Origin of the sequence: Acidovorax delafieldii (assembly GCF_007993815.1) — a bacterium.
Taxonomy (GTDB): domain Bacteria; phylum Pseudomonadota; class Gammaproteobacteria; order Burkholderiales; family Burkholderiaceae_C; genus Acidovorax; species Acidovorax delafieldii.
The window spans coordinates 163,407-185,984 of record NZ_VJWE01000012.1; the positions used below are offsets into that span (position 1 = coordinate 163,407).

At 66.2% G+C, this 22,578-nt stretch carries 21 protein-coding genes; 10 read left to right on the plus strand and 11 right to left on the minus strand.

Annotated features, from left to right (window positions below):
- Positions 1-145 precede the first annotated feature (145 nt).
- From ATF69_RS10100 to ATF69_RS10110, 3 genes are all read left to right on the plus strand, one after another.
- On the plus strand, positions 146-1,114 hold the full coding sequence (locus tag ATF69_RS10100; protein WP_146870841.1) for a class I SAM-dependent methyltransferase: 969 nt from the start codon (positions 146-148) through the stop codon (positions 1,112-1,114).
- 208 nt (positions 1,115-1,322) lie between these two features.
- Positions 1,323-1,838, plus strand: coding sequence for an exosortase H (xrtH, locus tag ATF69_RS10105; RefSeq protein WP_146870842.1), 516 nt, complete (start codon positions 1,323-1,325; stop codon positions 1,836-1,838).
- Entirely contained in the window at positions 1,828-2,442 is a 615-nt protein-coding gene (locus tag ATF69_RS10110) for an exosortase H-associated membrane protein (protein ID WP_146870843.1), read from the plus strand. The genes xrtH and ATF69_RS10110 overlap by 11 nt, the downstream gene beginning before the upstream one ends.
- 103 nt (positions 2,443-2,545) lie before the next feature.
- On the opposite strand, the gene ATF69_RS10115 is transcribed toward ATF69_RS10110, so the two are convergent.
- Positions 2,546-3,049, minus strand: coding sequence for a flavodoxin family protein (locus ATF69_RS10115; RefSeq protein ID WP_146870844.1), 504 nt, complete (start codon positions 3,047-3,049; stop codon positions 2,546-2,548).
- A gap of 152 nt (positions 3,050-3,201) precedes the next feature.
- Here ATF69_RS10115 and ATF69_RS10120 point away from each other — a divergent pair, with 152 nt between their 5' ends.
- On the plus strand, positions 3,202-6,006 hold the full coding sequence (locus ATF69_RS10120) for a PAS domain S-box protein (protein WP_146870845.1): 2,805 nt from the start codon (positions 3,202-3,204) through the stop codon (positions 6,004-6,006).
- Positions 6,007-6,046: 40 nt separating this feature from the next.
- On the opposite strand, the gene ATF69_RS10125 is transcribed toward ATF69_RS10120, so the two are convergent.
- Positions 6,047-6,568, minus strand: a complete 522-nt coding sequence (locus ATF69_RS10125; protein WP_146870846.1) for an EVE domain-containing protein — start codon at positions 6,566-6,568, stop codon at positions 6,047-6,049.
- Positions 6,569-6,876: 308 nt separating this feature from the next.
- On the opposite strand from ATF69_RS10125, the gene ATF69_RS10130 reads away from it, so the two are divergent.
- Positions 6,877-7,989 (plus strand): DUF3592 domain-containing protein, encoded by a 1,113-nt coding sequence (locus ATF69_RS10130; RefSeq protein WP_146870847.1) that lies wholly within the window; start codon positions 6,877-6,879, stop codon positions 7,987-7,989.
- A gap of 25 nt (positions 7,990-8,014) precedes the next feature.
- On the opposite strand, the gene alkB is transcribed toward ATF69_RS10130, so the two are convergent.
- From alkB to ATF69_RS10155, 5 genes are all read right to left on the minus strand, one after another.
- Positions 8,015-8,668 (minus strand): DNA oxidative demethylase AlkB, encoded by a 654-nt coding sequence (gene alkB / locus ATF69_RS10135; protein ID WP_146870848.1) that lies wholly within the window; start codon positions 8,666-8,668, stop codon positions 8,015-8,017.
- Between the two features lie 55 nt (positions 8,669-8,723).
- Entirely contained in the window at positions 8,724-9,479 is a 756-nt protein-coding gene (locus ATF69_RS10140) for a 2OG-Fe(II) oxygenase (RefSeq protein WP_146870849.1), read from the minus strand.
- A complete protein-coding gene (ada, locus tag ATF69_RS10145; RefSeq protein WP_167514344.1) occupies positions 9,476-10,609 on the minus strand; it encodes a bifunctional DNA-binding transcriptional regulator/O6-methylguanine-DNA methyltransferase Ada in 1,134 nt (377 codons plus the stop codon). Before ada ends, ATF69_RS10140 begins: the two co-directional genes overlap by 4 nt.
- Positions 10,610-10,836: 227 nt before the next feature.
- The gene (locus ATF69_RS10150; RefSeq protein WP_146870851.1) at positions 10,837-13,647 is read right to left on the minus strand and encodes a DEAD/DEAH box helicase; all 2,811 of its coding nucleotides are present in this window, start codon (positions 13,645-13,647) and stop codon (positions 10,837-10,839) included.
- A gap of 38 nt (positions 13,648-13,685) precedes the next feature.
- Positions 13,686-14,558 (minus strand): helix-turn-helix transcriptional regulator, encoded by an 873-nt coding sequence (locus ATF69_RS10155; protein ID WP_233193752.1) that lies wholly within the window; start codon positions 14,556-14,558, stop codon positions 13,686-13,688.
- Between the two features lie 162 nt (positions 14,559-14,720).
- On the opposite strand from ATF69_RS10155, the gene ATF69_RS10160 reads away from it, so the two are divergent.
- From ATF69_RS10160 to ATF69_RS10170, 3 genes are all read left to right on the plus strand, one after another.
- Entirely contained in the window at positions 14,721-15,197 is a 477-nt protein-coding gene (locus ATF69_RS10160) for a DUF3237 domain-containing protein (protein WP_146870852.1), read from the plus strand.
- 70 nt (positions 15,198-15,267) lie between these two features.
- The gene (locus ATF69_RS10165) at positions 15,268-16,305 is read left to right on the plus strand and encodes a Bug family tripartite tricarboxylate transporter substrate binding protein (protein WP_208758714.1); all 1,038 of its coding nucleotides are present in this window, start codon (positions 15,268-15,270) and stop codon (positions 16,303-16,305) included.
- Between the two features lie 189 nt (positions 16,306-16,494).
- Complete coding sequence (locus tag ATF69_RS10170) at positions 16,495-18,174, plus strand: DUF6351 family protein (RefSeq protein WP_146870853.1); 1,680 nt, start codon at positions 16,495-16,497, stop codon at positions 18,172-18,174.
- A 102-nt stretch (positions 18,175-18,276) separates the two neighbouring features.
- Here the strand turns inward: ATF69_RS10170 and ATF69_RS10175 are convergent, their stop codons facing one another.
- The 3 genes from ATF69_RS10175 to ATF69_RS10185 all read right to left on the minus strand — a co-directional run bounded on the left by ATF69_RS10175 (position 18,277) and on the right by ATF69_RS10185 (position 19,909).
- Positions 18,277-18,771 (minus strand): hypothetical protein, encoded by a 495-nt coding sequence (locus ATF69_RS10175; protein ID WP_146870854.1) that lies wholly within the window; start codon positions 18,769-18,771, stop codon positions 18,277-18,279.
- Between the two features lie 95 nt (positions 18,772-18,866).
- Positions 18,867-19,118, minus strand: coding sequence for a GlsB/YeaQ/YmgE family stress response membrane protein (locus ATF69_RS10180; protein WP_056062936.1), 252 nt, complete (start codon positions 19,116-19,118; stop codon positions 18,867-18,869).
- 83 nt (positions 19,119-19,201) lie between these two features.
- On the minus strand, positions 19,202-19,909 hold the full coding sequence (locus ATF69_RS10185) for an adenylate/guanylate cyclase domain-containing protein (protein ID WP_146870855.1): 708 nt from the start codon (positions 19,907-19,909) through the stop codon (positions 19,202-19,204).
- A gap of 160 nt (positions 19,910-20,069) precedes the next feature.
- On the opposite strand from ATF69_RS10185, the gene ATF69_RS10190 reads away from it, so the two are divergent.
- On the plus strand, positions 20,070-20,519 hold the full coding sequence (locus ATF69_RS10190; protein WP_244303698.1) for a hypothetical protein: 450 nt from the start codon (positions 20,070-20,072) through the stop codon (positions 20,517-20,519).
- Positions 20,520-20,563: 44 nt separating this feature from the next.
- Here the strand turns inward: ATF69_RS10190 and ATF69_RS10195 are convergent, their stop codons facing one another.
- Complete coding sequence (locus tag ATF69_RS10195; RefSeq protein WP_056062930.1) at positions 20,564-21,151, minus strand: C40 family peptidase; 588 nt, start codon at positions 21,149-21,151, stop codon at positions 20,564-20,566.
- Between the two features lie 195 nt (positions 21,152-21,346).
- On the opposite strand from ATF69_RS10195, the gene ATF69_RS10200 reads away from it, so the two are divergent.
- On the plus strand, positions 21,347-22,519 hold the full coding sequence (locus tag ATF69_RS10200; RefSeq protein ID WP_146870856.1) for a PQQ-dependent sugar dehydrogenase: 1,173 nt from the start codon (positions 21,347-21,349) through the stop codon (positions 22,517-22,519).
- The last annotated feature ends 59 nt before the right edge of the window (positions 22,520-22,578 follow it).

Consider the following 22,578-nt stretch of genomic DNA (forward strand, 5'->3'; position numbering starts at 1 on the left):
CATTCGCTGTCTCTGGTGGGTGTCTGCGCCAGTGCTGGCGGCGATAATGCTCAATTGCTATTGAATCAATAGCTGCCCAGGCATGCTGGACTAGCACATCATGCCGTTTTGATTCTGAAATTGTTTTTTGCCAGCCCTTTTCTCCATGCAAGCCCTGCTCGACGCCATTGCCTCCATGCCCCTGCCCACCGACGCCCAGCGCGTCTTCCACGGCCGGGGTGGGCTGTTTCCGGGCTGCGAGCAGTGGGTGCTGGATGCGTATCCGCCAGTGTTCGTGCTGACGAGCTTCGCGCCGGCCAGCGATTCCGAACTGGCGACCATCGGCGAGGCGCTGCAGGCACGCTGGTCCCAGATTGCGCCGGAAGGCCAGCCGCTGAACTGGGTCTTCCAGCACCGGGGCGAGGCCTTGCGCATCGAGGGGCGCAGTGAAACCCGCCTGATGGCAGGTGCGGTGCTCGACCCCCATGTGGTCACCGAAGCGGGCGTGCGCTACCGCGTGCATGTGCTGCGCGGCCAGAACCACGGCCTGTTTCTGGACATGGCCGCAGGCCGCCAATGGGTGCGCAACTATGCCGCAGCGCGCAGTGCAGACCGCTACGGGCTCAAGGTGCTGAACCTGTTTGCCTACACCTGTGCGTTTTCGGTGGTGGCGCTGCAGGCGGGCGCCAAACAGGTGGTCAACGTGGACATGAGCCACGGCGCCATCGGCATCGGGCAGCAGAACCACCAGCTCAACGGCATCACCACGGGCGCCGCCTTCTTGCCGCACGATATCTTCAGCAGCTGGGGCAAGATCAACCGCAGCGGCCCTTACGGCCTGGTCATCGTGGACCCGCCCAGCTACCAGAAGGGCAGCTTTGTCGCCACCAAGGACTACGCCCGCCTGATGCGCCGGCTGCCCGACCTGCTGGCCCCCGGCGGCCACGCGCTGTTGTGCCTCAATGCGCCAGAGCTGGGCTTGGCCTTCTTGCAGGACCAGATGCAGGAGCTGGCGCCCGATCTGCGGTTTGTGGAGCGCGTGGCCAATCCCCCCGTGTTTGCCGATGTGGAGCCGGAGCGGGCGCTGAAGGTGCTGCTGTATGCCGCTCAGCCCCTGCCAGTCCCTCTGCCGTGATGTTCGGGACTTCTTGGCCGGAAAGCTACGCGTAAAGGCACCGCCGGGTCGGGGGAGTCTTGCGCAAATAGTGGCGGCTTTGGCGGGAGCTTCTGATATTCTGCGCGCTGCTTTCTGGCTTGCATCTGCACATCCTGAATTTCTGCATCCGCCTGCCGCCGTCGTCGCATGAGCGCTGAGCGCTTTACAGGCTTGCCTTTATCTTTTCATGGTCAGATTCTTTCTCATTTTCATTGCGGTCCTGGCCGTTCTTTTCCGCATTGACATGCTCGATGAGGTGCAACGGGTCGCCATTCAACCCTGGACCGGCCTCCTCGCAAGCGCCAGCGCAGCGTTGATGAGTCCACTCGATGCCGATGTGGTGCACCATGGCCGGATCCTCATGAGCAAAGCCACTGGATTTGCGGTATCCATAGAGGCTGGCTGCAACGGCGTGGAAGCCGCGATCATCCTGATCGCAGGCATGATTGCCTTTCCGTCCCAGTGGAAACACAAGCTGGTCGGCATTGGGATAGGCATTGCCGCCGTGCAGGTTGTCAACCTGTTGCGCATCATCAGCCTGTACTACCTGGGCAAGTGGAACATGACGGTTTTTGAGTTCGCCCACCTGTACCTCTGGCAGGCGCTCATCATGCTGGATGTGCTCGTGGTCTGGATGCTCTGGATTCGCTGGATTGCCAAGCAACAACCTTCGTCTGCACCGGTGGTCAACCATGCGGCTTAGTTCGGTCGGGCGATTCTTGCTGGTGGCTATCGTCAGCCTGCTATGCCTCATGCCGGTGTGGTACTACTTTGCACCGCAGCTCGCCAAGCCCGTGTTTTTCATGGCCGGTGAGACCGCCACCATGACATTCCAGTGGGCGCAAAGTTATGACACCAAGGAGTCGGTGGGCGTGCTGAACACCGCGCTCAAGGTGGTTTCCGTGCAAAACGGCCAGTACCGTTCAGGCAAGCTCGCTCCGATGGTGGATTACCGTCTCTGGGGTTACGGCATCGTGATTTTTTGGGCATTGGTGATAGCGTCGATGCCAAAAGGCTGGGGAACCAAGCTGCTCATCGGTTCTTTAGCCATGCTGCCCATCCAGGCAATCAACGTCGGTTTGCAATGGTGCAACGATGTCTTTAACAGAGCCGGCCCCGAGGTTCTGGCACAGACCCGCGCGCCAGAGTGGATCGCCGATGCAGTGGCGTTTTTCTACCATTTCAACCTGTTCATATTCACCGCATTGGCGCCAGTCATGCTGTGGCTATGGCTTGACAGGGCCTTCCTGGCCAAGCTGCACGCACAAGCGCGGGCGGCAGCTGCCGTTCATCGCGGCACGGTGTAGCGTTGGCTTGCCGGTAGCGGGCTGGGGGGTGGCCATGAAAGCCTGTCCGCACGTACCGGCGCCATCAAGGTCGGCTCTTTGAACCGGCTCTTGGAACAGGTTCTTAAAACACCCCCATCCCCAGCCCTGCCGCCATGGCCTCACCCAGCGCCCGGCAGCGCTCCAGGTGGCCCGGTTCAATCTGCTTGGGAGCCAGGATGGCTTCGGGCGTTTGCGCGTGGGTGCAGACGATCAGCGGGTCCGCCACCTGCCTGAGGCGCCAGCCCGTGGCGATGCGTGCGATCTGGCGTGCGGCATTGGTTCCGTCGCTGCCGGCGCAGACCAGGGTGGCGTAGGGGCGGCCATTGATCTGGTCGAGCGCCGCGTAGTAGGTGCGGTCAAAAAAATCCTTGAGCAGGCCGCTGACAGCTGCAAGGTTTTCTGGGGTGGCAAACAGATAGCCGTCCGCCGCCAGCACATCGGCGGCCTGGGCCTGGGGCGCGGCCAGCAGCCGCACCTCCACGCCGCTGTCGGCTGCCACCGCTCCCGCGCAGGCCGCGTCCACCATCTGCCGGGTGCCGCCGGTGTGGGAGTGGTAGACGATCAGCAAGGTTTTGGCAGAGGTCATGGGGGCAGCATAGAGGCAGCGGTACTGGCAGCGAAGCAGGGCGCGTCACCGAACGGGTTTCTACCACCCTGCAGCGTTGCCTGGCGGCGACTTGCACAGCGCTTTCGATGCCAGAATCGGCGGCTGTCAAACACTGAAATGCCCGCTGCCTCATGACCCTGATGCCTGCTGTGTCTTCATGGCTGCAGACCACACGCTCGCGGCTGACCTTGCTGTTTGGCGGCACGGCAGTCGTGGCGGGGCTGGCGATTGGCTTGGTGGCCGACCAGGTGCTGACGCGGCACCTGACCGAGCTGAGTGGCCAATCACTGGTCAGTGCCAGCCAGCCCATCGCGCTGGCGCTGGCCCAGGGCATGCAAGAGCGTGAGCGCGAGATCGCGTTGCTCAGCTACCTGCCCATGCTGACCCGTGACGACGGCTACGCACCCCAACTACAAGCGCACCTGGAGCAAATCCGCCAGTCCTACCCGTTTTACTCCTGGATTGGCGTGACCGACGTGCAGGGCGTGGTGCAGGTGTCCACCGGGAACCTGCTGCAGGGCCAAAACGTGTCGCAGCGCCCCTGGTTCAGCGCGGGCCAGCAAGGGCCCTATGTGGGCGATGCCCACGATGCGGTGTTGCTGGACAAACTGCTGCGCGCACCCGGCAGCCCGGTGCCTCTGCGGTTCATGGACTATGCGTCGCCCGTCCGGGGACAGGACTCGGTACTCAAAGGCGTGGTGTCGGCCCATGTGAACTGGGCCTGGGTGCAGGACATCATTCGCCGCGCCACACCGCAGTCTCCGATGACAGGCGGGCTGGAGGTTCTGCTGGTGAACAAGGATGGCGTCATCAACACCGCAGGTGCGGTCGAGCAGCCCCGTGCGGCGCTGCCCATTCTTCCGTCGCAGGGTACGTTCCAGGTCATGTCCTGGGGCGATGACCCCAAGGAGACCTACCTGACTGCCGTGGTGCCGGTGCGCGCACAGACAGTCACGGACCTGGGCTGGATGCTGGTCACGCGGCAGCCGCTGGAGATGGCGCTTGCGCCCATCAACCGCTTGCACACGCTGCTCGCGCTGCTGCTGGGGCTGATGGCGGCCCTGCTGGTGGCTCTGGCCTACTGGGCGGCGCGGCGCTTTAGCCAGCCCGTGGAGCGGCTGGCCGAGGCGGCTCGCCAGGTGCAGGCCTCGGGCCAGGTGGCGGCGCTTGATTTTGAAATGGACACGGTGGAGTTCCAGCATCTGCGCTCCGCCCTGCAGAACATGACCCAGGGCCTGATAGACGGCAAGGCCGCGCTGGAGCAGGCCAACGCCGAGCTGGAGCATCGCGTGATCGAGCGCACCCAGGCCCTGCAGCAAAGCGAGCAGCGCTACCTGTCGATTCTCGAAGACCAGACCGAGATCATCTGCCGCTTTGACGCCAACAACCGCATGACGTTTGTGAACGATGCGTTCTGCAGGCTCTTTCATCTGCGCCGCGAGGATGTGCTGGGGCGGGTATGGTCGCCCATCGTGTACCCGGACGATTTGCCCTTGGTCACACAGAAGCTCGCCGCCATCCACTCTCGCAATCCGGTGGTGGTGATCGAAAACCGCGTGGTGTCGGGCGATGGTTCCATCCGCTGGTGCCAGTTCAGCAACCGTGCGCTGTTTGATGATGCGGGGCAGCTGGTGGAGTGGCAGTCTGTGGGGCGCGACATCACCGAGCGCCGCCAGCTGGAGGCCGAGCTGGCACAGGCCTCAGAGCAATTCCAGGACCTGTATGACCACGCGCCCTGCGGGTACTACGCGCTGGACCGCCAGGGCAAATATGTGCACCTGAACCTGCTCACCCTGCAGTGGCTCGGCCTGCCGCGCGAGGAGGTCATCGGCAAGCTGGGCCCCGCAGACTTTTTTGATGACGAGGGCAAGGCGCTGTTCACCGCGTGTTTTCCGGTGTTCTTGCAAACGGGCAAGATCGGACCGCTGGAGTTCAACCTGTGTGGCCGTGGCGGCGTCCAGCGGCGGGTGAGCGTGTCGTCCACTGCCATCCTCAATGCGCAGGGCGACTATGTGATGAGCCGCTCCATCATGTACGACGTGAGCGAGCTGCACGCCGCGCGCCAGCAGCTGCACACCCTGAACCTGGAACAGCAGGCGATGCTGGACAACGACCTGATCGGCATTGCCAAGGTCAAGGACCGTGTCATCGTCTGGCGCAACCCCGCGCTGGAGCGCATCTTTGGCTATGCGCCCGGCACGCTGCAGGGGCGCACGACGGAAGAGATGTATGTGGACCAGGAGGACTTTCTGGCTTTTGGCCGCGATGCCTACGCGGTGCTGGCCTCGGGCCAGCACTACCGGCAGCAGCGCCGCATGCGCAAGGTGACGGGAGAGATCGTGTGGATCGACGTCAATGGGGTATTGCTGGAGGGGCAGGGCGAGTCGCTCTGGCTCATGCAGGACATCACCGCCATGAAGCAGTACCAGGAGCAGGTGGAGCACATCGCCTTCCACGATGGGCTCACCCACCTGCCCAACCGGCTGCTGCTGGCCGACCGCATGGCCCAGGCTTTTGCCCTGAGCGACCGCACCCAGACCCAGGCGGCAGTGTGTTATCTCGATCTCAACGGCTTCAAGCCCATCAACGACCGCTACGGGCACGACATGGGCGACGAGGTGCTCAAGGTCACCGCCCGCCGCCTGCTGAAGCAGGTGCGGGGCAACGACACGGCGGCCCGCATCGGTGGTGACGAATTTGTGCTGGTGCTCACCGCCGTGAAGGACCCGGCTGAGGTGGACCAGGCGCTGCGCCGGGTGATGGCGGCCATCGAGCAGCCCATCGATCTGGGTGAGGGCCGCGTGGTGAGCGTGTCGGCCGCCGTCGGCACCGCCCTTTACCCCCGCGACGGCACCACCACGTTCGAGCTGCTGCGTGCGGCGGACCAGGCCATGTACGCCGACAAGGGGCATGTGTCGGCCGAGCGCAGCTTGTGACCATTCTTGGGCCGCTGCTCACCAACGGCACCAATGGGCATCAGCCGCCCTGCATCAGCACTTCGGTGATGTAGCCCCACTCAGACGCCTCTACCGGCGTGATGGACAGGCGGCTGCCCTTTTGCAATACCCGCATGTCCGCCAGCGCCGGGTGGGCGCGCAGCTCTGCCAGGCTGATCAGCCGCGTCTTGCGCACGGCCTGCACGTCCAGCAACAGCCAGCGAGGGTTGTCTGCCGGGGACTTGGGATCGTGGTACGGCGATGTGGGGTCGAACTGGGTAGGGTCGGCGCGGGTGCCGCTGGCCACGCGGGCCAGACCGGCAATGCCGGGCTCGGGGCAGCTGGAGTGATAGAACAGCACGCCGTCACCCACCTGCATCGCATCGCGCATGAAGTTGCGGGCTTGGTAGTTGCGCACGCCGGTCCAGGGGACGGTGGCTTTGGGCGCGGCCAGAGCGTCGTCGATGGAGCACTCGTCCGGCTCGGACTTCATGAGCCAGAACTGGGCCGGGCGGCCCGCGGCGGCGTGCGGGGGGTGTGAAGGGGTGGGAGCGGTGACCATGGACGCATTCTGTCAAAGATGCCGCAGGTGGTGTCGGGCGCCGCAACCCAAGTCGCAGGCAGTGAACTGCTATCTATCTGATAGCTATCCAGGCATGTTCCACTAGCGCTTGTGGCCAAAAACACCATAAATCGGCTGCCAACGCGTTGAAATGGCCTGCTGTCCGCATGGCAGATTGCGCAGCCCGGGGACGCGCCGCAGAATCTGACAGTGCAAGGCTGGTCGCACCGGTCCAGGCCGCATGGGGAGACACTCACCAGGTCCATCACCGCGTCGGTTTGTTGTCTTATTTGCCCTGAACTTTGTCCATGACCAAACGCTCTCCCTCAACCCATGCGCAGGGTGCACGCGACGCGGCTGCCCGTGGCAGCAGGCGCGCTGGGGGCTGGCTGCTGGGCCTGTTTGCCCTGCCATTTGCAGCCGTGGGTGTGGGCATGCTGCTGCTCAGTGTGCTGCCCACGTTGTACGACTGGGCGCGCATGCAGTGGTGGCAACCCGTTCCGGCCACGTTGGAGGCTGCACGGCTGGAAACCAGCCGCAGCAGCAAATCCAGCTCCTACACCGTCAAGGCTACCTACCGCTATCAGGTGGCGGGCCGTGAGTACCGGGGCGAGCGCGTGGCGATCAGCGGTGGTGGCGACAACGTGGGCGATTTTCAGGAAGCGCTGGGTGTGCGGCTGGAGCAGGCACTGCGCGACGGCGCGCCCGTTCAGGTCTGGGTCAGTCCGTCCGATCCTGCGGACGCCGTCATTGACCGCAGCCTGCGGCCCGGCCTGCTGGCCCTGAAGATGGTGTTTGTGGTGGTGTTTGGCGGCGTGGGCGTCGGTCTGCTGGTGTATGTGCTGCGCCCCACCCGCGCCCCGCAGGGCCGTGCGGGCAGTGGCGCCCAGTCGCTGACGGCAGGCGTGCCCGGGCGGGTGGAGCGCACGCCCGGCGGGGTGGCCATGTACTTTCCGGCGGGCCGTTGGTGGGGACTCAAGCTAGCGCTGGCCTTGGTGGGGGCTGTGTTTTTGACCGTCGGGGCGCTGGTGCCCTGGGAGCAGGAGTCCTCGGGCGAGGTCGGGCCGTGGCTGTTCCGCATGCTGTTTGGCGGTGTGGGCGGCGTGGTGCTGCTGGCCAGCTTCTATGCCCTGGCCAACAGCCTGCGCGTACAGCTGGACCACACCGGCCTGCGCACCGAGCGGCGCCTGCTGGGCCTGATGCTCCGCTGGCACCAAGTGCCCCCGCACGACATTGCCCGGCTGCGGGTGGTGGAGAGCTACACGGTCGAAAGCAACGGCAACCGCCAAGCGTACTTCCGCATCGTGGCTGAGCTGCGGGGTGGGCGGCAGCTCACCATCGCCCAGGACCTGAAGGGGCGCGCCCAAGCCGACAAGCTGCTGGCATCCATTGGCGGCTGGACCGGCTACGCTACGCGCTGAGTTCAACAGGGTGGCTCAGGCGACTTCAACCGGCCTTTCTGAAGGTGAGGTTGATGCGGTGTGCACCCGTCAGCGGGTGGTGTGCTTCGGGCAAGGGCAGCACACCATGAAACCGCAAGCGCGCAGGCCCGCCCCAGACCACCACATCGCCGTGCAGCAGCGCAATACGGCGGGTGTTGTCCGCCCGCTGCGCACCACCCCACAGAAACATCGCCGAAACACCCAGCGACACCGACACGATGGGGTGGGCGTAGTTGCCTTCGTCGCGGTCCTGGTGCAGTGACAGGCGTGTGCCGGGGGCATAGCGGTTGATGAGGCAGGCGTCGGGCGCAAAGTGGGCAAAGCCTGCGGCCTGCGCTGCATCGAGCGCCAGCTGGCGAAACAGCGGCGGCATGGGGGGCCAGGGCTGGCCGGTCTGCGGGTCCGTGGGGTCATAGCGGTAACCGCTGCGGTCACTCACCCAGCCCAGCGCGCCGCAATTGGTCATGGCCACCGACATGCGCAGGCCGCCGGGGGTGACGAGGTGCCTGAAGGGCGCCTGGGCGGTGATCTGCTGCACCGCAGCCAGCAAGTCCGTCGCCTGCGCCAGCGCAAAGCCGCGCAACACCAGGGCGCCGGGCTCCAGCACCTCGGGTGGCCGGGCGGGCTGGGGTGCGTCGTCGAACAGGCTGGCGGTCATGGCATCTGTCATCTTTGGCGAGGGGCTGCCTGCAACGGCTTTGGCGGTGACAACCTCATTGAGCATCATGAAAGATGATGCCCAGCGTGTGCCGCTGCCCGCTGCGCAAGCGGCTCACGCCATGGCGCATCTGCACGCGGTAGGGCCCGCGCGTGCCCTGCACGGGGCGGTGTTGCACGGCAAACACCACGGCGTCGCCGCGCGAGAGCGGCACCACCTCGGCCCGCGACTGTATGCGCGGGCGCTGTTCGGTCAGCACGAACTCGCCGCCGGTGAAGTCGCGCCCCGGCTCCGACAGCAGGATGGCCACCTGCAGCGGAAACACATGCTCGCCGTACAGGTCCTGGTGCAGGCAGTTGTAGTCGCAAGCGGCGTACTGCAGCAGCAGCGGGGTAGGGCGCACCTGGCCTGCGGCGTGGCAGCGGGCGATGAAATCGGCATGCTGCGCGGGGTAGCGCACGTCGACGCCCATCGCGGTGTTCCATTGGTTGGCGATGGGGGCCAGATGCGGATACAGCGCCCCGCGCAGACCCGCCACCAGGTCGGGCAGCGGGTAGCTGAAATACCGGTATTCACCCTGGCCAAAGCCGTGGCGCTGCATCACCACCCGGCTGCGAAAGGTGCCCTCTTGCGCGTGGCCGTACAACTGCGCCAGGGCGGCGCACTCGGCAGTATTCAGCAACTGGGGCAGCACGGCATTGCCTTGCTGGCGCAGGGCCTCGCTGGCGGTTTGCCAGTCGATGGTGGCCGCGCGTTGGTGCCACACGCTATCCGCCAGCGTGCCCGGGCCGTAAAGAGCCGCCACGCTCATGCCACCTTCTCCGCCAGCAGCGGGGCCGCTTCTGCGTCGGACTCGCGCGCCAGCAGGGCGCGTTTGCGCTCCACGCCCCAGCGGTAGCCCGACAGCGCGCCATCGCTTTTCACCACCCGGTGGCAGGGAATGGCCACCGCCAGCGCATTGGCCGCACAGGCCTGCGCCACGGCCCGCACGGCAGTGGGCGCGCCGATGCCCTGGGCCACCTCGGCATAGCTGGCCGTCTGCCCGGCCGGGATGGCCTGCAGCACCCGCCACACCCGCTGCTGGAACGCGGTGCCGCGCACATCCAGCGGCAAGTTCAGCCCCAGGCCCGGGGCCTCGACAAACGCCACCACCTGCGCCACCAGGGCTTCAAACGCGGTGTCGCCGCCAATCAGTCGGGCCTGCGCAAACCGGTCCTGCAGCTCGCGCAGCAGCGCGTCGGGGTCGTCGCCCAGCAAGATCGCGCAGATGCCCCGGTCGCTCTGCGCCACCAGAATCGCCCCCAGCGAGCACTGGCCGATGGCAAAGCGGATGTCTTGCGATGCGCCCCGCGCGCGGTAGTGGCTGGGCCGCATGCCCAGCACCTGCGCAGACTGTTCGTAAAACCGGCTGCTGGACTGGTAGCCCGCGCCATAGATGGCGTCCGTCACCGAGTCCGTGGTCGGGCTGTCGAGCGCACTGCGCAGCCGCTGCGCGCGCTGGGCCACCGCATAGGCCTTGGGCGTGAGGCCCGTGGCCTGCTTGAAGATGCGGTGCAGGTGCGAGGCACTCAGGCCCACACGTGCTGCCAGTGCATCGAGGGTGGGTGCCTGACCGGGCGCGGCGCTTTCGATGATGCGGCAGGCCTCCGTCACCAGCGCCGCGTGGTGCGACAGTGCGGTGGCCTGGCGCGGCTTGCAGCGCTGGCAGGGGCGAAACCCGGCGCGCTCCGCCTCATCGCAGCTGGTGTGAAACAGCACGTTCTCCGGCCGGGGTGTGCGCGACGCGCAGCTGGGGCGGCAGTACACGCCCGTGGTCTGCACCGAGTACCAGAACGTTCCATCGGCCCCAGTGCTGCGCTCTACCACCGCCGCCCAGCGCGGGTCGGCCTGGGTGGCGGCTGCCTGCGCGGCTTTGGTGTTGGGGCGGTGGCGTGTGGGCATGGGGGCGCTTTGGGGCAGAAGGGTGGACACGTTCATCATGGTGCACGGCTCACTAGGTGGGTTGCAATGCCATGCACTCTAGGGACGGAGGCTGTGGGGCGCACTCCGAAGCTTGCTTTTGAATTCTGCGCTTTTGCGCAAGGCTCCCCGCACGGATGAGTGCGCTCATTTATTGATAGCTGCCAGCGTGTGATTTACTAGCGCTACAAGGTAAAAACGCCCCAAACTCAGGTTTCAGGTGGCTGCAGCGGCCGGGGCCGCCGTTTGCCCGTGCCACCCCAGCGCAGCGCGTCTTCGCCGGGTATGCCCAGCGGGTTGTTGGCCGGTTCGGTCAAGGGGGCCAGCAGCGCGTGCAGGTCGGCCTCGCTGAACTTGACTGCGCCTTCGGCATCGTGCCCCAGCACGCCCTGGGCCAGCGCGCCCTTGCGGGCCTGCAGCTCCAGCATGCGCTCTTCGATGCTGCCTTCGACCACCAGCTTGTAGACAAACACGGGCTGGTCCTGCCCGATGCGGTGGGCGCGCGCGGTGGCCTGTTCTTCTACGGCAGGGTTCCACCAGGGGTCCAGGTGGATCACGGTGTCGGCGGCCGTGAGGTTCAGGCCCAGGCCCCCGGCCTTGAGGCTGACCAGCAGGATGGGGGCGCTGGTTGCGTCCTGCGACTGGAACTGCCGCACCACCGCGCCACGCTGGCGGGGTGGCGTCTGGCCGGTGAGTGTGAGGTAGGGCAGGGCCAGGGTGTCGAGCATCTCGGCTGCCAGGCCCAGCATTTCGGTGAACTGCGAGAACACCAGCACGCGGCGGCCTTCATCAACCAGGGCGGGTAGCAGGTCGGCCAGCAGTTCGAGCTTGGCGCGCTCCATGGCGTGGGCTGTCTTCGTCGTCCCCTTCACCAATCGCGGGTCGCAGCAAACCTGGCGCAGCTTGAGCAGTGCATCCAGGATGGCGATTTGCGAGCCTTCAAAACCCTGCCGCTCCAGTGCGCGGCGCACCTGTTTGTCGGCGGTGGTGCGCACGGCCTCGTACAGCTCACGCTGTTTGCCTTGCAATTGCACGCGCAGGATGGTTTCGGTGCGCGGCGGCAGTTCGGTGGCCACGTCCTGCTTGCGGCGGCGCAGGATGAAGGGGCGCACACGCTGCGACAGCAGCTGGGCGCGCAGGGTTTCGCCGTTTTCCTCGATGGGCTTGCGCCAGCGGGCGTTGAAGCTGCGCACATCGCCCAGAAAGCCAGGCATCAAAAAGTCGAACTGCGCCCACAGCTCGCCCAGGTGGTTTTCCAGCGGCGTGCCGGTCAGGCACAGCAGGTGCGGCGCCTGCAGCTTGCGCAGGGCGCGGGCACTGCGGCTGCCGGCGTTTTTCACCATCTGGGCCTCGTCCAGGATCAGCAAGTGAAAGGGCTCGGCGGCCAGCGCCTCCACATCGCGCCAGAGCAGCGGATAGGTGGTCAGCACCAGGTCGTGGTCAGCGATGTGCAGGTAACGTTTGCCACGGTCCGCGCCATGCAGGGCGAGCACGCGCAGGCTGGGTGCCATGCGCGCGGCCTCGGCCTGCCAGTTGAAGAGCAGCGAGGTGGGTAGCACCACCAGCGCCGGTCGCTTCAGCCGCCCGGCCTCTTTTTCGGTCAGCACATGGGCCAGCGCCTGTGCGGTTTTGCCCAGGCCCATGTCGTCGGCCAGGATGCCGCCCAGGCCCTGGGCGCGCAGGTACTGCAGCCAGGCCAGGCCTTCAAGCTGGTAGGGGCGCAGCTGCACCTGAAGGCCCTGCGGTGCGGCCACCGGCTGGGGCGCACCGATAGAGCGCAGGCGCTTGGCGAGCTGCGCCAAGCCCACGTCGCCTTGCAACTGCCAGTCGTTGTTCCAGCCGTTCACCGTGCCCACGCGGTGCACCTGCACGAGCCCGGCACGCAGGGCCTCAATGCGGCGGGCCTCCCACGCGCCCAGGCGCAGCGGGTCGCCGTCCTTCAGTTGTTTGCGGGTGGGGTCGGTCAGCAAGTCCACCATGGCGCCCACGATGGCCTTGAGTGGCCCGGCAGGCGCCTCGATGCGCTTGCCGCCGGGCGCACGCAGCGAAATGATGGCGATGTCATCGATGGCGGCCATCTGCCGCGCGTTGAGCCAGCGGGCGTCGCGGCGCAGCAGGTCGGCCAGCATGGGGGCCAGGTCCAGCGTTTCACCGTCGATCTCGATGCCCAGGCTGAGCAGCCAGGCGCCCTCGCGCTCGGGCAGCATGAGCTTTTGCACGGGGCGCTGGCGTGTGCCCAGCGGGCCATCGACTTCCTTGGCCAGCAGCTCGCCAGTGTCGGGGGCGATGACCAGCTTCCAGCGCGACACGGGCACGCTTTCGTGCGCAAAGCCGGGGTGTACCACCACGCTCCAGCCCTCGGTGCGCAGCTGGGGAACTACGTCGGCCCAAAAGTCGCCAAAGTGCGCCTCCTGCGCCAGCGTCCACACAGGGCCCAGCGTGGTGGCGGCTGCGCGGTGGCGCCACTGCAGGCTTTTGGGGTCCACGGGGGTCAGGCCCAGGTCCCACACGCGGTCCACGGCATCGGCTTCAGCCGCCAGGTTGCGCTGCATGCGCACCACCGGGCCACCGGTGTCGAACAGGTCTTGCACCGGGGCCGGGCGCGCGTTGAGGATGGAGGTGGGGGCCGGCGTCTGCCAGGTGGCGCCATCGTCGGTGCGGTAGGTCCAGTCAATCTGCACCAGCGTCACGCTGTCACCACGCGGGCCCAGCTTGCCCTGGGGCGCCATGCCCAGCAGGCCATCGCCCCGGCCCAGCGTCATGAGGGTGATGCGCGGGCGAAAGTGGCCGGGGACGACGCCATCGGGTGTGTTGGGCGCCGGGCTGTGGCCCGGCGGGTGGCTGCCATCGCCCCGCAGCTGGGCCATGACCTGCGCGGCCTCGGCGTCGGTCAGCGGGGGCAGCTGCTGCAGGGCGGCGCTGTCAGCACGGTTGCGCAGGGCCTGGGCCCATTGCGCAACCACATGGGCACGGCCTGCGGGGGGCGTGGGTGGAACGGGTGACTGCGGCAGGCTGGGCATGGGCTGGCATTGTGCCCATGCGTGGCGTGCCTTTTCGTCTAGACGCTGCGTTGGGTGCCCAGCGCCAGTGCAAACAGTTCGTTGCGAAAGTGGATGCCCAGGCGGCTGAATGCGCGGTTGCGGTAGGTTTTGACGGTGGGAAGGCTCAGGCCCAGGTCGCAGGCAATGCCCTCCTGCGTCATGCCTTGCAGCAGGCGGGCGCACACGTCCAGCTCGCGTTCGGTCAGCCCCGCGTGAGCCCGCAGCAGGCGTTCGCGCAGCGCGGGCAGGCTGTGGGACAGCGCGGGGGCCGTGGCCTGTGGCGGGGGCTGCAGTGCGGGTTGCAACACCCCGGGGCGCTGGGCTAGGGCGATGTGCTTGCGGGTCAGCGCCAGCAGCACCGGGGCCATGCCCTCAAAGTCGCTGATCTGCCGGTCCTGGAACGGCTTTTGGTGCTGGTGGCGGTAGAAGTTGACGGCAAAGACCGAGCCATCGCTCTCGTGTTCGACCACCGACACCCGCTCGGCCACGCCATGGGCCTCGTATACGCGGGCGCGGTGTTCTGCGTCCACCTCGGGCGCCGTCAGGTGGCACAACTGGGTGGGCGCTTCGGCCGGGGCGGCTTCGTCCAGCGAGCGGCCCCAGGTGCGGTCGGTGCGGTAGGGGCCTGACAGGTAGGCCCACCAGCAGTCCTGCGTGGTGTCGGGAATCCCGTAACTGGCCGACATGAACAAGGTGGGTTTGCAATGGCGCCCGGTGCGGTACACCGACCACGACGCTGCGGGCAGCACGGGTGCCAGCTCCTGCAGCATGCCGCAGGCAAACCCGTCATCGCCCAGCTGGTGAACCATGGCGCCCAGGGCCGAGCCCGTGAGGTTGGGCGGGGGCGTGATGCCGCCGCCGGATGTGCTTGCAGGGAGCCAGTGCCTCATGGGTTGCGCGGGGTATGCCGGGTGGGCTTTGTCATTGCTGTCATCTTCAGGGATGACAGGGGTCAAGCGCCACGGGATTTACGCTAGGTGCAACCCCGCAAGCAGGCTGGGTGCACGCCGCCCCTGGCCGCTTGCCTGCCAGACACCCGAAAGATGGAGCCCATGACCGAACCCGTGCTCTTTGTGGAACCCCGTTTGCGATTTTTTGCCGACCTGCGCGTGGAGGTGGGCGTGCCCCAGGAGGTGGGCCGCACCGTGCACGGCCTGCGTCGGCTCATCCCCATCCTGGGCGGTAAGGCCCAAGGCGATGGCTGGCAGGCCCGGGTGATGCCCGGCGGGGCGGATTTTCAGCTCATCGTGAGCGACACCCTGGCCGAGCTGGACGCGCGCTACACGCTGGAGGCGGATGGCGGCGACTTGATCTATGTGCAAAACCGCGCCGTGCGGTCCGGCCCATCCGAGCTGATGGCGCGCCTGGTGCGTGGCGAGGTGGTGGACCCGGCGCAGATCTACTTTCGCTGCAGCCCCCAGTTCGAGACAGCGTCTCCCGCACTGCGATGGATCGGGGAGCGCATGTTCACGGGCACCGGTGCGCGGTTTCCCGATGCAGTAGCCATGCGGTTCTGGGAGCTGATGTAGCCGCACAGCAGTCACGCATTTCGCTTTTTTGATGACCGACAGCACACAACAACTCCCTGGAGACCTTGTCATGACCTCTTTTTCCACGCTCACCCGCACCCTGTCCCGCAACTTCTCCCGTCGGCATGCCCTGCGCAGCGTCTGCCTGGCAGCCACGGTGGTGGCGGGCCTGGCCCCCGCCACTGGTGCCCTGGCGCAGACGGCGGGCTACCCCAACAAGCCGGTGCGCATCATCGTGGGCTTTCCGGCAGGCACCGGGCCGGACATCGTGGCGCGGCTACTGGCGCAGAAGCTGTCGGAAGGCTGGGGCAACCTGGGCGTGATCGTGGACAACAAGCCCGGCGCCGGGGGGCTGATCGCTGCGACCGAGGCCGCACGCGCCACCCCTGATGGCTACACGCTGATGCTGGGCGAAACCGGACAGCTCAGCATTGCGCCCAGCAGCTACAACAAGCTGCCCTACGACCCGCAAAAGGACTTCGCGCCCGTGAGCCAGGTGGTCACCGCCGACTTCGCGTTGCTCGTCAACCCACAAAAGGTGCCGTCGCGCAATGTGAAGGACTTTGTGGCCTGGACCCAGCAGCAAAAGGGCCTGTTCCTGGCCACCTTTGGCGCGGGTACCCCGGGGCACTTTGGCGCCTTCATGTTTGGCGAGGCCGTGAAGCTCAAGCCCGAACCGGTGCACTACAAGAACACCACCGACGCGCTGGGTGGCCTGTTCAGCGGTGATGTACAAGGCGTGTTTGCCAGCGTTGGCCTGGCTGCGCCCAACGTGAAGGCCGGCAAGCTGGTGGCGCTGGGCACCACAGGTGGCACCCGGTCCAACGCACTGCCCGATGTGCCCACCATCAAGGAGCAGGGCTACCCCAGCCTGGAGTTCAACTCCTGGTTTGGCATCGTGGCCCCGGCCAAGACGCCCCCCGAGATCGTCGCCAAGCTGAGTGCCGACATCATCAAGGCCGTGCAGTCGCCTGAGGGCAAGGCCAAGATGGAAGAGGCTGGTTTCCGCGTGACGGGCACCAACCGCGAGGAGTTCACCCGCATCATCGCGGCCGACACGGTGACCTGGGGCAAGGCCGTGGCCGCCACGGGCTTCAAGGCCGACTGAGTCGGCACTGCCCAGTGATTGCCGGGCGCTACGCATTCCGCTCGCAGGGCGGCGCCAGGCGATAGGGGCAACGCCCTTCGATTTCCAAAAAATCCGCGCACCTTCCTCAGCGACGCCCTGACGGTCGTCGCCGGGCGTTCCTGCGCCAATGGTTCAACCCCACAAGACCGATCAACCGAGGAGACCACCATGCCGTCCCTTTCGCTGGATACCCCCATCGCGCAACGCGTTGCGCTGCCCGCCGCCGTGCTGCTGCCGTTATTGCTCAGTGCCTGCGGCGGCGGCAACGCTGTGCTGGTTGCCGAGAGCGCCAACCCGGCCGCCGCTTGCGCCGCATTGAGCACCAACGCGCAGCTCAGCAACACCAACTTGTCCACCAGCTATGTGCCACCGGGCACGCGCCGCCCCGGTGGCGCTGCCACGGGCGACTTTTTGCCCGGGCACTGTGTGGTCACGGGGGCCATCAACCCGCGTGTGGGTGTGGATGGCAAGAACTATGCGATCGGTTTTCAGTTGAGCCTGCCCGACCGTTGGAATGGACGCTTTCTGTTCATCGGCGGGGGCGGCAACGACGGCATCCTGCGCGACACCTCGCTCAGTTCCAGCATTTCGGGCGGCACGCCATCGCCACTGGGGCAGGGCTTTGCGGTGGTGTCCACCGATGCGGGCCATACCGGCACCAGCGCCAGCTTTGGCGCCGACCCGCAGGCGCGCACCGACCATGCCTACAACTCTTACGACAAGACGGCCGTGGCCTCCAAGTCGCTGATCAGCACGCGCTACGGCCGCAAGCCCGACTACTCCTACTTCTCTGGCTGCTCCGGCGGCGGGCGCCAGGGCATGATGTTCTCGCAGCGATTCCCGGACTACTTTGACGGCATCACCGCCGGAGCGCCCGCCATGCGCGTGTCCAGCGGTGCCACGGTGGCCGCCATGTGGAACACCATCCAGTTCAACGCCATTGCGCCCCAAGACGCCAGCGGCAACCGCATCCTGTCGCGCGCCTTCAGCAACACCGACCTGAAACTGGTGGCCAATGCGGTCAATGCCCGCTGCGACGCGGCCGACGGCGTGGTGGACGGCCTGGCCCAGAACGTCAACGCCTGCAAGGCGTTTGACCCCAGCGTGCTGCAATGCGCGGGCGGCAAGACCGACAGCTGCCTGTCGTCCGCCCAGGTGGGTGCGCTCAAGAGCGTGTTCGCCGGGCCCCGCAACTCGGCGGGCAAGGCGCTGTATGCCGGCCAGCCTTGGGACGCCGGGCTGGCTGCTCCCGGCTGGCGGTCCTGGACGCTGGGTAACTCGACCAGTGCCACCCCGGACGCACGCTACATCACGCTGATGGTGGATGCCCTGGTCAACGAGTTCTTCACACCGCCCGGTCTCTCGTTCAACCCGCTGGCCTTCAACTTTGATACTGACCCCGCACGCATGGCCGCGTACTCTGCCGTCTACGACACCTATGCCGACGACAAACTGGCGGCCTACAAGCAGCGCGGCGGCAAGCTGCTGTTCATCCATGGCATGTCTGACCCGATCTTCTCGGCGTTTGACACGGTGGACTACTACGAACGTCTGGCCGCGAACAACGGCGGCATGGCGGCCACGCAGAACTTTGCGCGGACCTTCCTGGTGCCGGGCATGAACCACTGCTCGGGCGGCCCGGCCACCGACAACTTCGACTCGATCCAGACCATGGTGGACTGGGTAGAGAAGGGCATTGCCCCACAAAGCATCGCGGCCAAGGCGCTGCCTACCAACGCAGACTTTCCCAACCGCACGCGTCCGCTGTGCCCCTACCCGCAGTTTGCCAAGTACAAGGGCTCGGGCAGTGTGGAAGACGCCAGCAGCTTTGTCTGCTCGGCCAGCTGACGCGCTGCCTGAGCGACGCTGCAATAAAGCGGAAAGGGCCCTCGGGCCCTTTTTTTGGGTCTGTACACCCGGGTCCTGGGGTCAGCGCTTGACCGTTGAGGACTACACGGGCGGCGGCAACCGCAGCTGGGCTTGTTGTACCACGCGGATGCAGTCGCGCAAATGCTGCTCGCCCAGGTAGCGCAGGGTGGCGTAGCCAAGGGTGGCCGCGATGGCCTGTCCCGCCAGGGGCACGTACTTGGCCGCCTGCTTGGTGCTGAGGCGCAAACCCACCGTCTGGGTGGCACGGATGACCAGTTCGCGGGTGATGAGCTTGCCGATCAGCACCGAACCCACCAGGCCCACCGCCTTTTGCACCTGCTCTCGCTTTTTTGGATCCAGTTGGTCGATCTGCTCGGCCGACAGGCCGAACTCGGTATTGATCTGTGGGATCAGGCGGGAAAGCAGGGCAGCATCGACCGCCCAGTCCAGCCCCGGCACCGGGACCACGCTGGCCGCTGCCGCCACCATGGCGCGGCGGTGCAGCAGCTTGCGGGCGCGGCGTACAACCGCAGCCAGTTCAGGGTCTCCAGCGGCCATTTGCAATGAGGTGGGCATGGGTGACAACGTGATGGAGGGTGATAGGACGAAAGTGCGTGATTCAAAGCGCAGATGGCGGGCAGCTCAGCGAGCGGGGCAAGATCCAGGACCTCTCAGGACTTGCCCTTGACCAGGCCGTACACCACCAGCAGAGCGACAGCGCCCAACACGGATGCAATCCAGCCAGCGCTGTCGCCCTGCGCATACCAGCCCATGGCCATGCCCACGTAGCTGGCCAGAAACGAGCCCGCTACACCGAGCAGCGCCGTCATGATCCAGCCCAGTTTGTCGTCCCCGGGTTTGACGGCACGGGCAATCAAGCCCACCACCAAACCAATCAGCAACATCCCCAGAAGTGACAGCATGTTTTTCCCCTTGATAGTTGGTTCAGACGATAGAGTCACTTTACAGATGGGGCAGTCAAAGCGCTGTCGGACAATGCCCCCTGTCAGCGTCCCCCAGGCAAGGTGGTGCTGTGCCGTGTGGAGTTCCACGGATGCAGGGGGCGTTCAAAAAGGCAGCGCTCAAAGCGGTGCGCATGCAAATCCATGCCCGATATCTGGTGGTCGGTGCGCGAGCACACGTAGCGCCCGTTCGGCAGGCTGACCCAAGCCGCCTCGGTGAGCAGGATCTCGTTGGCTGTGGCAATGTCTTCGCCCAGTTTGCAGGCGCAGTTCATCTCGGGGCCAAACAGGTCCTCGCGTGCAATCACCAGGGTGGGCCCAAAGCCAATGCCTGCGCTCACGTTCAGCGTCCGCTCGGGCGGTAACACGGTGTTCATGGCGCCCAGGGCGCGCAGGGTGTCCAGCGCGGCCTCCAGGGCTTGCTCGGGCGTGGCGAACACCGCAAACAGGTTATCGGCCTCCTGCTTGATGACCTCACCGCCGTTGCCTTCGATCGCAGGGCGCGCTGCCTGCTCCATCTGGTGGATCATCGCCAGGAAGTGAATGATGCCGTGGCGCTGGGTGATGCGGGAGAAGCCGCACATGTCCAGCACCAGGATGGCGACACTGCGCACAAACGCCTGTTCAATGGCGGCGTCAATCGCCCCGGTGCCGCTGGTGGGGGTCTGGTTGCGCTCTGACAGCAGGCGCCGGAGATAGCCCTTGTCGTGTGCAGTCGCAGCATCGGGGGGCCGCGCGGGGGTGTGGTGCATGGCAACGCCCTGTGGGTGGTGTCCGACATGGTAGCGCGGCCGGTGCTGGCGCCGCGCAGGTTGCGCCCGGGGCTACAGTGAGGCTCGCAAAGGGTGGTGGGGTGCTTGTCGTCCCCACCACTGCCGCAGACTTATCTCAAGACAGAAAGGTGTACCCACCATGTTCACTATGTCATCCACCCCATTCATTTCGTACTCCGTTGCACCGGCTGGGGCCCAGCGCTCGTCATGGAGCAGGTTGGTGGCTCGCCCGGCCGCCGTATTGGTGGCCGCCATGGCCTTGGGCGGTGCGCTGTCGTTTCCCACTGCCGCCCAGGCGCAAAGCGACGAGGCATCCCTGGCGCGCGGTGCTTTGCCTGACACCACGCCGCAGCAGCGCTACCAGTCGGCCATTCGTGAAGCGGGGGGCGGGCTCAAGGTAAGCCTGGAAGAGTGCCGGGCCATGCCGACGGCTGAGCGCAAGCGGTGTGAGTCCGAGGCCCGGGCGCGTTATCAGGCTGACATGGCAGCAGCCAAGGCGCTGCTGCGGGGCGATCCGTCTGCCGGGCCGGTCAATGTGACCGGCGGCCCGATCCGCAGCACCGAGACGGTGTACGTGGTCAAGCCCTGATCACCACGGCCCGCCAACGAAGGAAGCCGGGAGCGTTTTACGATTTATTTCTGCGCCTGGGGTGCCTGGGCGCTCTCGACACCTTCGCCCGGCGTCACACGGCGCGCGCCGTTGAAACGGCGTGCCCAGTAGGCGACGCCCATGTCTTCCACCCGGATCTCTGAGCCGCTTCGGGGCGAGTGGATGAACTTGCCGTCACCCACATAAATGCCCACATGGCTGAAGTTGCGGCGCATGGTGTTGAAGAACACCAGGTCGCCGGGTTGCAGCTCTTTCTTGTCGATGACCTGGGTGGCGGCTGCCTGCTGATCAGCACGGCGGGGCAGCAAAAGCCCCACCGTCTGCTCATAGATAGCGCGCACAAAGCCGCTGCAGTCAAAGCCGGTCTCGGCACTGTTGCCGCCACGCTTGTAGGGCACGCCCAAAAAACCCATGGCGTTGACCACCAGGTCACCCGCGCGGCCTGCCACGGTCTGGGCCTTGTCAGCCACCTTGTGGCTCACGTCTTCGAGTCGGGTAAACAGCCCTTTGTCCGCGAGCAAGCGGTCCATATCGTCAGAATTGGTGCCCTGGGGCGCCGCATGCGCAGCGGTGGCGCAGGCAAGGATGAGGATGCAAAACCATCTGGACATGGGGGCGAAGGGTAACACGGTATGGTTATTTATCAAAAATAAGCATTTTTGCAAGCTGTTGATTTGATTCAGATAAATCGATGGGCGCAGTGTTTTCACAGGCAAAAGCCGCTTGCAAGATGCGCGCCAGACCGGCTTGCCTCCGTCCCAGGTGCGGTCGGCGGCAAGGCTATGGGCCAAAAGGAGCTTGAGAGCATGGGTTGGACTCTAAATCGGCAGGTAGTGCTAGTGAACAAAGCACGGGTAGCTATATGTTTGATAGCAGCCAGTGCGCACGCAGGCAGCCAGGCCCAAGGCGTCCCCGTGCCGCCGCCGGCGGTGTCGCTGGTGCCGGTGGCCACCGGCCTGGCCCACCCCTGGGCGGTGGCCTTTTTGCCGGGCGGGCAGTTCTTGGTGACCGAGCGGCCGGGGCGTCTGCGCGTGGTCAGTGCGGCCGGACAGGTGGGGCCTGCGCTGGCGGGAGTGCCGCAAGTGGCGGCAGGCGGGCAGGGCGGCCTGCTGGACGTGGTGACCGACAACGACTTTGCCCGCAACCGCCGCATCTACTTCTGTTTTGCCGAGCCCGCATCGGGTAGCGCGGCAGGCAACAGCACGGCGGTGGCGCGCGCCACCTTGTCGGCCGACGCCAGCAGCCTTCAGGAGGTGCGCGTCATCTTCAGCCAGCGGCCCAAGGTGGAGAGCGCGCTGCACTTTGGCTGCCGCATTGCCCAGGCCAGCGACGGCAACCTGTTTGTGGCGCTGGGCGAGCGCTACCACCGCAAGGACGATGCCCAAAAGCTCGACAACCACCACGGCAAGGTCATCCGCATCACGCCCGACGGAGCAGCGCCGCCCGACAACCCTTACGTGAAGCAGCCCGGGGCCTTGCCCGAGATCTGGAGCTACGGCCACCGCAACCCCCAGGGCGCCACGATGGCCCCCGACGGCAAGCTGTGGATGCACGAACATGGCCCGCAGGGCGGTGACGAAATCAATCTGCCCCAGCCCGGGCGCAACTACGGCTGGCCTGTCATCACCTATGGCGAGAACTACGGCGGCGGAAAGATGGGCGAGGGCACGGCCCGCCCCGGCATGGAACAGCCACTGCACCACTGGACACCGTCGATCGCCCCCTCGGGCATGGCGTTTCTGACCAGCACGCGCTACGGCGCAGCGTGGCAGGGCAGTTTGTTCGTAGGGTCGCTCAAGTTCGGCACCCTGCACCGGCTGGAAGTGTCTGGCGGCAAGGTGCAAAAGGAGGAGCGGCTGTTGCAAGGCAATGGCGAGCGCATCCGCGACGTACGCCAGGGGCCAGACGGCTTGTTGTACCTGCTGACCGACAGCCCGCAGGGACGGTTGCTGCGCTTGCAGCCCGCTGCGGCCCCATGACCGGTTTTGCTTGATGCAGGTCAAGCAAGCCCGGAGATGGGTGACCGATCCGGCGGACC